The 10412-nt window shown below is 68.2% G+C and carries 10 protein-coding genes; 5 read left to right on the top strand and 5 right to left on the bottom strand.

Going from position 1 to position 10412, the window contains the following annotated elements; genetic code table 11:
- The 3 genes from A5704_RS01680 to A5704_RS01670 all read right to left on the bottom strand — a co-directional run.
- Positions 1-529: serine/threonine-protein kinase (locus A5704_RS01680; RefSeq protein ID WP_156737581.1), on the bottom strand; the 529-nt coding region annotated here is incomplete at its 3' end.
- A 195-nt stretch (positions 530-724) separates the two neighbouring features.
- A complete protein-coding gene (locus A5704_RS01675; RefSeq protein WP_067887083.1) occupies positions 725-2542 on the bottom strand; it encodes an alpha/beta fold hydrolase in 1818 nt (605 codons plus the stop codon).
- On the bottom strand, positions 2539-3162 hold the full coding sequence (locus tag A5704_RS01670; protein ID WP_067887080.1) for a TetR/AcrR family transcriptional regulator: 624 nt from the start codon (positions 3160-3162) through the stop codon (positions 2539-2541). Before A5704_RS01670 ends, A5704_RS01675 begins: the two co-directional genes overlap by 4 nt.
- Before the next feature lie 52 nt (positions 3163-3214).
- Here A5704_RS01670 and A5704_RS01665 point away from each other — a divergent pair, with 52 nt between their 5' ends.
- A complete protein-coding gene (locus tag A5704_RS01665; RefSeq protein WP_067887077.1) occupies positions 3215-3865 on the top strand; it encodes a polysaccharide deacetylase family protein in 651 nt (216 codons plus the stop codon).
- A gap of 6 nt (positions 3866-3871) precedes the next feature.
- Complete coding sequence (locus A5704_RS01660; protein ID WP_067887072.1) at positions 3872-5251, top strand: FAD-binding oxidoreductase; 1380 nt, start codon at positions 3872-3874, stop codon at positions 5249-5251.
- Here A5704_RS01660 and A5704_RS01655 read toward each other — a convergent pair.
- Complete coding sequence (locus A5704_RS01655) at positions 5248-6063, bottom strand: lysophospholipid acyltransferase family protein (protein ID WP_067756166.1); 816 nt, start codon at positions 6061-6063, stop codon at positions 5248-5250. The genes A5704_RS01660 and A5704_RS01655 overlap by 4 nt on opposite strands.
- A 321-nt stretch (positions 6064-6384) precedes the next feature.
- The gene (locus tag A5704_RS01650) at positions 6385-7023 is read right to left on the bottom strand and encodes a TIGR03085 family metal-binding protein (protein WP_067751323.1); all 639 of its coding nucleotides are present in this window, start codon (positions 7021-7023) and stop codon (positions 6385-6387) included.
- 252 nt (positions 7024-7275) lie between these two features.
- Here A5704_RS01650 and A5704_RS01645 point away from each other — a divergent pair, with 252 nt between their 5' ends.
- The 3 genes from A5704_RS01645 to A5704_RS01635 form a co-directional block, all read left to right on the top strand.
- Entirely contained in the window at positions 7276-8943 is a 1668-nt protein-coding gene (locus tag A5704_RS01645) for a nitrite/sulfite reductase (protein ID WP_067887069.1), read from the top strand.
- Between the two features lie 17 nt (positions 8944-8960).
- Complete coding sequence (locus A5704_RS01640) at positions 8961-9698, top strand: phosphoadenylyl-sulfate reductase (RefSeq protein WP_067785494.1); 738 nt, start codon at positions 8961-8963, stop codon at positions 9696-9698.
- On the top strand, positions 9695-10412 hold a 718-nt coding region (locus A5704_RS01635; protein WP_156737580.1), incomplete at its 3' end, for a sirohydrochlorin chelatase. The genes A5704_RS01640 and A5704_RS01635, both read left to right, overlap by 4 nt.

The following is a 10412-nucleotide window of genomic DNA, read 5'->3' as shown; positions in this document are numbered from 1 at the left end:
CCACCACGCCGACGGAGTACAGGTCGTCGAGCACCGTGGCCGGCTTGGACGTCAGCCGCTCGGGGCTCAGGTAGGCCATGCTGCCGACGACCTCGCCCGCCCTGGTGTAGGCGGCGCCGGAGGTCTTGGCGATGCCGAAGTCGGCGAGCTTGGGTTCCCCCGCGGCGGTGAACAGGATGTTGCCGGGTTTGACGTCGCGGTGCAGGATGCCGGCCTGATGCGCCTCGGCAAGGGCGTCCAGGACACCGTCGAGGACGGCGTGCACGAAGGGCACCGGCAGCGGCCCGCGGGCGATGTGGTCGGCCAGCGTCACTCCCGGTAGCCGCTCCATGACGATGAACGGCAACCCGTAGTGCTCGCCGACGTCGTGCACCACCACGACGTGCCTCCCGGTCAGCCGCGCGGCGACGCGCGCCTCGGTGTCGAACCGCGAACGGTTGTCCGGCCGGTCGGCCACCCCGGGGTAGAGCAGCTTGATGGCGACGGGGCGGTTGAGCTTCCGGTCCCACCCCTCGCGAACCTCGGCCATCGCACCACGGCCCAGGACGCCACGCAGCTCGTACCGGCCGTCGCCAAGGAGACCGCCCGGCACCAGGAGCACTCCGTTACTGCCCTGGCCGCGGTAGGACTGAGTTCCTTGGAGGTCCGTGTCGATCTCCTGTCGGAAAGCTGACTGCCCTGCTGGTTCCGGATAACCACAGAATCGGGAATCGAAACCCGCTGCTCAACAGGCGTTCAACAAGGGTTTCTGGGCCACCCCCGCAAACTCCCCGACGAAGCCGTTCCCCAGCCACCACCTGGGCTCGGTGTGCTCGAAGATCTCCTCACCCAGGGCGCGATCGCGAACCGACTTCTTGACGGGAAACGGATTCATCCCCGACTTGTATTCGACCCCGACCATGGCGGGGGCGTCCGGCCGGCCTCGCCGGGGCAGCAGCTCGAACCCGGCCTGCTCGAGCACCGCGTTCAATTCGGCGGGGCGGGGGAATCGCCTAAAGTCATGGTTCGGCTTGTGCAGACCGAACACGAACAACGGCCCGACCGTCACGAAACACAGCCACGTGCACACGTTGCGATCGGGCGCGACATAGAACATCCGGCCGCCCGGCCTCAGCGCGCGAAACACGCTGTCCATCAAGCGGCGGTGCTCGGTGCAGTGGTCGAGCACCCCGTGCAGGTAAACCAGGTCGAATCGATCGGCCCCCAACACCTCCGGGTCACGCGCGTCGCCGACGACGAAGCTCACCCCCGCCTTGCCGGCAAAACGCTTCCGGGCCGCGTCGATCGACTTGTAGTCGACGTCGATGCCCACGATGTCCCACTCGCTTAGTCGCGGATCGCGGTTGAGCAATCCCTCGATAGCCCCGCCGCCGCCGCAACCGACCACCGCCATCCTCGGGCCCTCTACCGCAGGAAGATAGTCGCGCAGGAAGTCCCATGCGGCGTAGTCGATTTCGCCGACGAGGTCCGCGGTGAAGCGCCACTGTTCGCTGACCTCGGCATTGGAGAAGTAGCGCACCCCGCGCTCGATCGTGCCGTTGCTGATCCGCATCAGCGCGCGATCGATCAGCGAATAGTGGTACTCGGGCTCGCCTGTCGTATCGTTGGCCCGTTCGCGATCGAGGAACTCGAAGTAGCGCCGCTCCTCGGGCTCGATGGGCGGCTCCCACGACTGCGCGTGCCCGAGCACGCGTTCCCGGATCCACGAGTCGATCACGCGGCTGTAGACGACCGCGTCGAACAGCATCAGCTGATGCCCGCCGCCGGGCATCATGAAGAAGTCCTTGGTACCGCCGATCCGCTCGAAGCATGCCCGGCAGTGCTCGGCGCCGACGATCTCGTCGTGCTCCCCGCAGGTGATGAGGACGGGTTTCGTGTTGGCGGCGGCGGGTTTTGGCGGGACGTAGTTGAACACCGAGTGGTAGCTCTTGAGCCCGTACCGCCAGACGTAGAACGGGTCCTTCTTCTTGGTGTCGAGCAGCCCGGGGTCTTCCTGGTAGGCGGCCTCGAAGTCGATGACGCGTCTTAATGGGACCCGCAGCCGATCGCCGAACGTCTTGGCCGCCCACTTCGCCGGGCGCGACCGGAACAATCGGATCGCCGGGCTCATCGCCGCCTCGTGGTTCAACAGGATGTTCATGCACACGCCGGCTGTCACGGCCGGGCACGCGTCGAGCGCGTGGAACGCGACTTCCCCGCCCTGGCTGGCGCCGTGCAGGACGACCGGGAGGGACGTACGCCGCGCCGCGTAATCGGTTACCGCCCTGGTGTCTTCGAGGAAGTCCTCGAAGCTGAACACGCCCGGCTCCCCCTCGGTGCGGCCGTGCCCGGTCAGGTCGAACGAATAGACGGCCGCGGGAAAGTTCCGGCGCATGTGCTCGGCGAACGCGTGGTAGCTCTCGCTGTTGCCGGCGGTGCCGTGCACCAGCACCAACACGTAGTCGGCGGTGGGGTTGTCGTAGCGGCGCAAGAAGATTCGTTTGCCGCCGGATCCGGTCACCGCGTCTTCGACCATCGGTTGATCGGTGAGGTTCGGGGTCATCGCCTGGGTTCCAATCCTTCGGTGATGCGGGCCGCGAGCAGTTGGGCGAACACGTCGAAGTCGCGACGGAAGGCCGAGGTGTCGGAAACGAACGGCCGCTGCATCGACATGCCCAGCAGCACGGTTTCGAAGAGGCGCACCGACTCGTCGATCAAGCGCTGCGGCACGTCGTCACCGGCGATGCGGCGCAGCGCCTCGCCGAGCTGCCGGCGTTGGGTATCGCGATAGTCGACATACGCGACCCGCAGGAACTCGTTGTGGTTGGCCGCCGCGGCGAACTCGACCATGAACGTGACCGCGTCGATGTTGTCGATGAACAAGGCGTACATCAGCCCGGCCGCCTCGGTCAGGCCCTCGCGCACCGACAGCCGCCCCGGCAGCCGCGTCGCCGCCGTGGCGAACATGCGCTTGGCCATGTCGTCGATCGCCGCCTGGAAGAGCTTTTCCTTGGTCTCGAAGTGATAGTGCAGCAGCGTCTGCGAGACGCCGGCCCTCGTCGAGATCAGCTTCATCGAGGACTTCTCGTAGCCGTACGCGCAGAAGCACTGGATGGTCGTCTGCAGGATCCGCTGCCGGGCGTCACCGGCAGGCACCTCGGACTTCGAAACCACCGCGGTCATCCGCCCACGATACTGTCTGATCGATCAGTCAGGCAAGGTACGCTGGGGAGTGATGCGCCCGAAAATCACCCTAACCTTTGACAACGGCCCGACACCCGGCGTCACGGACCGGGTTCTCGACGCCCTCGCCCAGCGGCAGGCGTCCGCCGTCTTCTTCGTCGTCGGCGAGAACGTCCGCCCGCCGGCGGGGCGCCGGCTGCTGGAGCGGGCGGTGCGCGAGGGGCACCGGATCGGCAATCACTCCCTCACCCACGGCCGGCCCCTCGGCGAGCTCTCTGCCGCGGAGACGCTTCACGAGATCCGCAGCACCCAAGAGCTTTTGGACGACTTCGGCGATGCCGATCGGCTCTTCAGGCCGTGGGGAACGGAGGGCGCACTCGAAAAGCGCTGCCTGAACCGCACGGCGATCGACCACCTGATCACCGAGAAGTACACCTGCGTCCTGTGGAACAGCGTCCCGCGCGACTGGGCCGACCCGCGCGGCTGGGTTGAGCGGGCACTCGCCGATACCCGCAGCCACCAGCACACCGTCGTCGTCCTGCACGACCTGCCCACCGGCGCGATGGAGCAGCTACCCGGGTTCCTCGACGAACTCGACGGCTCCGGCGTGGAGGTCACCACCCAACTCCCCGACGATTGCGTGCCGATCCTCCGCGGCCGAATGCGGACTCCCCTCGATCACCTGACCGCGGCGATAGGCTGAAGCCTCATGAGCGACATGACGGCCCGGTTCGCCGAGATCGTCGGCCAGCACAACCTGCTGACCGGTGACGCCATCCCCGAGGACTACTGGCACGACGAAGTCTTGACGAAGCCGCCGCAACGCCCGGCGTATGTCGCCAAACCGGTTTCCGCGGAAGCGGTTTCGCAGCTGCTGAAGGCCGCCTCCGACGCCGGCGTGCCGGTCACGGCCCGCGGCTCGGGCACCGGCCTGTCGGGCGCGGCGATCCCGCGGGCCGATGGGCTGCTGATCTCCTTCGAACGGATGAACGCCGTCCTCGAGGTCGACACCATCAACCAGGTCGCCGTCGTCCAACCCGGGGTCACGCTCACCGAGCTGGACGCCGCGACCGCCGACACCGGCCTGCGCTACATGGTTCACCCCGGCGAGCTGTCGTCCAGCGTCGGCGGCAACGTCGGCACCAACGCCGGCGGCATGAACGCGGTCAAGTACGGCATTGCCCGCCAGAACGTGCTCGGGCTGCAGGCGGCGCTGCCGACCGGCGAGCTCATCCGCACCGGCGGCAAGATCGCCAAGATCTCCACCGGCTACGACCTGACCCAACTCGTCGTCGGCTCCGAAGGCACCCTGGCCCTGGCCACCGAGGTGACCGTCAAGCTGCATCCGCGGCTCGACCACAACGCCGCCGTGCTCGCCCCGTTCGCCGACTTCGACCAGGTCATGACGGCGGTCCCCAAGATCGTGGGCAGCGGCCTCGCGCCCTACATCCTGGAGTACATCGACAACGTGACGATGGCCGCGCTCGTACACACCCAGAACCTGGAGTTGGGCATCCCCGACAGCGTCCGCGACGGCTGTGACGCGTATCTGGTTGTGGCGCTTGAGAACCGCACCGCCGACCGGCTCGACGAGGACGTCGAGAAGGCCGGCGAGCTGCTGGCCGAGCTCGGCGCTGTAGACGCCTATGTGCTCGAAGGCGGTTCGGCACGCAAGCTGATCGAGGCGCGCGAGAAGGCGTTCTGGACGTTGAAGGCGGTCGGCGCCGACGACCTCATCGACACCGTGGTGCCACGCGGCGCGATGCCCAAGTTCCTGTCCGCCGCGCGCGGCCTGGCGGCGGCCGCCGGCGGGGCGGCGGCGGGCTGCGGGGACGCCGGCGACGGCAACGTGCACCTGGCCATCTTCTGCAAGGACCCCGACACGCGCAAGAAGCTGATGATCGACATCTTCGCGCTGGCAATGGAATTGGGCGGCGCGATCTCCGGGGAGCACGGGCTGGGCCGCGCCAAGACGCCCTATTTCCTCGAGCTGGAGGACCCGGTCAAGGTGGACCTGATGCGCCGCATCAAGCGGAGCTTCGACCCGGCGGGCGTCCTCAATCCCGACGTGGTCTTCGCGGGCGCTTAACCGATAACCGGGAAGTGGCGTTGGGCGGCAAGGGCTTTGAGCGCTTTTTGCATCGTCCAGCGCACGTGCGCGTCGAGTCGCTTGATGTCGGGCGCCTCGCCGAAATGGCGAAGGTCGATCGGCCGCAGGACCTCGGTGACGATCTTGGTGGGCAGCGGCATGTTGACCGGCGCCAGGACGCTGAGGCCGAACGGAAAACCGAACGTGACCGGCATGATGTTCGTTCGGAAGAACCTGCGCTCGAACTTGGTGAGCCGAAGCAGGCGGGCCAGCCACTGTCCGCGCGTCAGGAACAGCTGGCTCTCCTGCCCGCCGATCGAGACGGCGGGCACGATCGGGACGTCCGCCTCCAGGGCGGTGGTGATGTAGCCGGTCCGGCCGTCGAAGTTGACGACGTTCTCCTGCAGGGTCGGCCGGTACACGTCGTAGTCGCCGCCCGGGAACACCAGCACGACCGCGCCCGAGGCCAGCGCCTTGGCGGCGTTCTCGCGCGTCGCGCGGATCACGCCGGTGCGGCGGAAGAACTCGGCGGCCGGTCCGGAAAAGATGGTGTCGAAGGCGAGCGCGTAGAGGGGGCGGTCGTAGCCGAAGGTGTCGTAATAGTCGACGGCGAACACCGACAGGTCGAACGTCAGCATGCCGCCGGAATGGTTACCCACCACCAGCGACGGTCCTTCGGGAAGGTTGTCCAGGCCGCGCACCTCGGAGCGGAAATACCGTTTGACGATCGGCCGGGTCAGCGCGACGACGTGTTCGGTCAGATCGCGGTCCCATTTGTCGACGTCGGTCGAGTCGGTGTGGGTGTCGTTCATGTCTTTGCCCTCGCTCGCCGTTGAGCGTGAGCTGATGGTACGCCCGCCGCTCCGCGGCGACGCCGGTTTCGCCGCGCGGACTTCCCCCGTCGGTCGCGCGGACTTCCCCGGGCGATCGCGCGCTTCCCCGGGCGATCGCGCGAACTTCCCCGCGATTTCGAGGGATTAGCCAAAGTGCCCGCCTCGTAGCGACAACGGGCGGGCGTGGGGCGCCGCCGGATGGGCCGACGGACCGAATGGGCGGTTGTCGCTACGAGGCGGGCACTTTGGACGCCTCCGCTTCCAGGGACGGGTGTGGCGCGTGTGACGACGCGGTCCGCCTCACATCCCGAAGTGGGCGGCACGCACGGCCGCGACGGCATCCGGCGGTCCACTCAACTCCACCTGCGCCGCGGACTGCCGGCCGAAGAGATACAGCAGCAGCTCACCCGGTTGACCGCTGAGCAATGCCGGCACACCCGCTCGGACGGTCACCTGCTCGCCGGAACCGGCCCAGGCAACCTCAAGGCCGAAGCCCCCGAGCCGCCGACTCAGATACCGCCCCCCGCGCCGAACGTTGCGCCACAACGCGGCGTCCATGTCCGCCGTCAACTGACGCGGCGGCAGTCCGTTGGCCCGGCGGACATCCTCGTGATGGACGAAGAACTCGTTGAGGTTCGCTAGCGCGCGAACCCATCCGATGCGGAAGAACCCGGCCGGCGGACCGGACCGGATCCGCGCGACGAGCCAACCGAAATCCCGTCGCACCAACACCTTCCGGCGCCGCTCGGCGAACCGCTGGAACGGGCCGGGCAACACGAGGCACGGCCCCGCGACGACATCGCGCTCCCGCAACACCAAATGGGCGGCGAGATCGTGAGCGGTCCAACCCTGGAGCAGCGTGGGCACGGAAGGGCCCAATTCGCCGAAAAGATCGCACAGCGCCCCACGTTCAAGACCCTCGAGCGAAACACCGCCCATGCAGGCGAATTGTACGGCTGGACCGACAAAACCCATTGCCTGACAACATCGATCAGTGAACCCGCGCACACAACCAACGGTTGTGCCCTCACAACGGCGCGACCTCTACTCCCCTATGCCTGACCCCGGCAGTATGAAGCCATGAGACGTGGGCGCAACGGAGCGCCCGCGCTCACCTCTGACTGACAACATCATCGCGTCGATGCCGCGGACAGCAGCCCTAAGCCGTCCGGCACCGCGAAGGAGACACCAATGACCGCAGCACGTCCCGCCAAGACCCGCAGCGAGGGCCAGTGGGCGCTGGGTGACCGCGAACCGCTCAACGACACCGAGAAGATCAAGAACGACGACGCACCGCTGAACGTGCGCGACCGCATCGTCAACGTCTACGCCAAGCAGGGCTTCGACAGCATCGACCACTCCGACCTGCGCGGGCGCTTCCGCTGGATGGGCCTGTACACCCAACGCGAGCAGGGTTACGACGGCAGCTGGACCGGCGACGACAACACCGACAAGATCGAAGCCAAGTACTTCATGATGCGGGTCCGCACCGACGGCAAGCCGTTGACGGCGCACTCGATGCGCGTCCTCGGCCAGATCTCGACCGAATTCGCCCGCGACACCGCCGACATCAGCGACCGGGAAAACCTGCAGCTGCACTGGATCCGCATCGAGGACGTCCCCGAGATCTGGCGTCGCCTGGACGAAGTGGGGCTGCAGACGACGGAAGCCTGCGGCGACTGCCCGCGCGGCATCCACGGTTCGCCGCTGGCCGGCGATTCGCTCGACGAGGTGCTCGACCCGACGCCCGCGATCGATGAGATCGTCCGGCGTTCCCTGAACAACCCCGAGTACGCGAACCTGCCGCGCAAGTACAAGACCGCGGTGTCCGGCCTGCAAGACGTCTCCCACGAGACCCACGACGTCGCGTTCGTCGGCGTCGACCACCCCGAGCACGGCCCCGGCCTGGATCTGTGGGTGGGTGGCGGCCTGTCGACCAACCCGATGCTGGCCCAGCGGGTCGGGGTGTGGGTGCCGCTGGACGAGGTGCCCGACGTCTGGGAGGCCGTGACCCGGCTGTTCCGCGACTACGGCTACCGGCGGATGCGCGCCAAGGCGCGGCTGAAGTTCCTGATCAAGGACTGGGGCGTCGAAAAGTTCCGCGAGGTCCTCGAAACCGAATACCTCCACCGGCCGCTCATCGACGGCCCGGCCCCCGCACCGGTCACGCAAACCATCGACCACGTCGGCGTGCAGAAGATCAAGAACGGGCTCAACGCCATTGGCGTCGCCCCGATCGCCGGCCGGGTCTCCGGCGCGACGCTGTCGGCGGTGGCCGACCTGATGGAAAAGGTCGGCTCCGACCGCGCCCGGCTGACCCCGTTCCAGAAGCTGGTCATCCTCGACGTGCCCGACGCCTTGGTCGACGAGACCGTCGCCGCGCTGGACGCGCTGGGCCTGCCGTCGCGGCCCTCCGCGTGGCGCAAGAACACCATGGCCTGCACCGGCATCGAGTTCTGCAAACTGTCCTTCGCCGAAACCCGAGTGCGCACACAGACTTTGGTGCCCGAGCTGGAACAGCGCCTGGCCGACGTCGACCCCAGGCTCGACGTGCCGATCAGCGTCCACCTCAATGGGTGCCCGAACTCGTGCGCGCGCATCCAGGTCGCCGACATCGGCTTCAAGGGCCAATGGATCGACGACGGCCAGGGCAACTCCGTCGAGGGATTCCAGGTTCACCTGGGCGGCGGCCTCGGCGAGGCCAGCGGGTTCGGCCGAAAGTTGCGCCAGCACAAGGTGACCAGTGACGAGCTCGGCGACTACATCGACCGGGTGACCCGCAAGTTCCTCGAGCAGCGCGACGGCGGTGAGCGCTTCGCGTCGTGGGCCCTGCGCGCCGACGAGGCCGACCTGCGATAGGAGTTGAGGACCACGCCATGGTCGCGATGAACTTCACCGAAGACCAGCTGCGCAAACTGGCCGAACGCGGCGCGGCGGAAATGGCGGACGCCGATGCCACCGACATCCTGCGCTGGACCGACGAACACTTCGGCGGCGTCGACGGCCCCCGCGACGGGGCCAACTGCAAATACGTGGTGGCCGCCAATATGCAAGACGCCGTGGTGGTTTCGCTCGCGTCCGATGTCCGGCCGGGCGTGCCGGTGCTGTTCCTGGACACCGGCTACCACTTCGCCGAAACCATCGGCACCCGCGACGCGGTCGAGTCCGTCTACGACATTCACCTGCTCAACGTCACGCCCGAACACACGGTCGCCGAGCAGGACGAGCTGCTGGGCAAGGACCTGTTCGCCCGCGACCCCAACGAATGCTGCCGCCTGCGTAAGGTTCTCCCGCTGCGGCGCGCGCTGCGCGGCTACGCCGCGTGGGTGAGCGGGTTGCGCCGGGCGGAGGCCGCCACCCGCGCCAACGCCCCGCTGATCAGCTTCGACGAGTCGTTCAAGCTCATCAAGGTCAACCCGATCGCGGCCTGGACCGACGAGGACGTGCAGGACTACATCGAGCGCCACAACGTTCTGGTCAACCCGCTGGTCGAGGAGGGCTACCCGTCGATCGGCTGCGCACCCTGCACCAGCAAGCCGGCCGAGGGTGACGATCCTCGCAGCGGGCGCTGGCGGGGACGAAACAAGATCGAATGCGGGTTACACGCCTCATGAGCACGCTCGTACTCACCGCCCACGGCAGCCGGGACCCGCGCTCGGGCGCGAACGCGCGGGCGCTGGCCGACCGGCTGGCGGGCATGCGGCCCGACCTGGACGTGCGGCTGGCGTTCCTCGAGCTCAACGAACCCAATTTCGTCGACGTGCTGGCCGCCCTCCCGGACAGCCGCCACGCGGTGGTCACCCCGTTCCTGCTGGCCAGCGCCTACCACGCGCGCCTGGACATCCCCAAGCAGATCGCCGAAGCCGGGGCCCACGGCGTCCGGCAGGCCGGCGTGCTCGGCGAGGACGGGCGGCTGGTTTCCGTGCTGCGCGAACGCCTCACCGAGGTCGGGGTATCCGCGGCTGACGACGACCTCGGCGTGATGGTCGTCGCGATCGGCTCGTCCAACGCCGCGGCGAACGTGCGCACCGCGAAGGTCGCGTCCAGGCTGGCGGTCGGCACCCGGTGGGCCGGGGCGACGACGGCGTTCGCAACCCGGCCCGAGGCGTCGGTGCACCAAGCCGCCGCCCACCTGCGTCGCCGCGGCGCGCGCCGGCTCGTGATCGCGCCCAGGGGCGCGGCGATCGGAATACCGTTGTCCCGCGCGAAGGTTGAGACGCCGTCGGTGAGCAGCCCCGGCGCCAGGAACCAGGGCGCGATCACGAGCCGGCGCGCGCCGCGGCGGCGCAGGTGGGCGGCGGCTTGGTGCACCGACGCCTCGGGCCGGG

Origin of the sequence: Mycobacterium sp. E735, from assembly GCF_001666955.1 — a bacterium.
GTDB lineage: Bacteria > Actinomycetota > Actinomycetes > Mycobacteriales > Mycobacteriaceae > Mycobacterium.
The sequence above is the reverse complement of the archived record's forward strand: the minus strand, read 5'-3'. Positions and strand labels throughout refer to the sequence as shown.

Bases quoted from the DNA above. Each gene is read 5' to 3' on its own strand.
- A5704_RS01660 (WP_067887072.1), top strand. From the start codon at position 3,872: ATGAGCGACATGACGGCCCGGTTCGCCGAGATCGTCGGCCAGCACAAC.
- A5704_RS01645 (WP_067887069.1), top strand. From the start codon at position 7,276: ATGACCGCAGCACGTCCCGCCAAGACCCGCAGCGAGGGCCAGTGGGCG.
- A5704_RS01675 (WP_067887083.1), bottom strand. From the start codon at position 2,542: ATGACCCCGAACCTCACCGATCAACCGATGGTCGAAGACGCGGTGACC.
- A5704_RS01640 (WP_067785494.1), top strand. From the start codon at position 8,961: ATGGTCGCGATGAACTTCACCGAAGACCAGCTGCGCAAACTGGCCGAA.
- A5704_RS01655 (WP_067756166.1), bottom strand. From the start codon at position 6,063: ATGAACGACACCCACACCGACTCGACCGACGTCGACAAATGGGACCGC.
- A5704_RS01670 (WP_067887080.1), bottom strand. From the start codon at position 3,162: ATGACCGCGGTGGTTTCGAAGTCCGAGGTGCCTGCCGGTGACGCCCGG.
- A5704_RS01650 (WP_067751323.1), bottom strand. From the start codon at position 7,023: ATGGGCGGTGTTTCGCTCGAGGGTCTTGAACGTGGGGCGCTGTGCGAT.
- A5704_RS01665 (WP_067887077.1), top strand. From the start codon at position 3,215: ATGCGCCCGAAAATCACCCTAACCTTTGACAACGGCCCGACACCCGGC.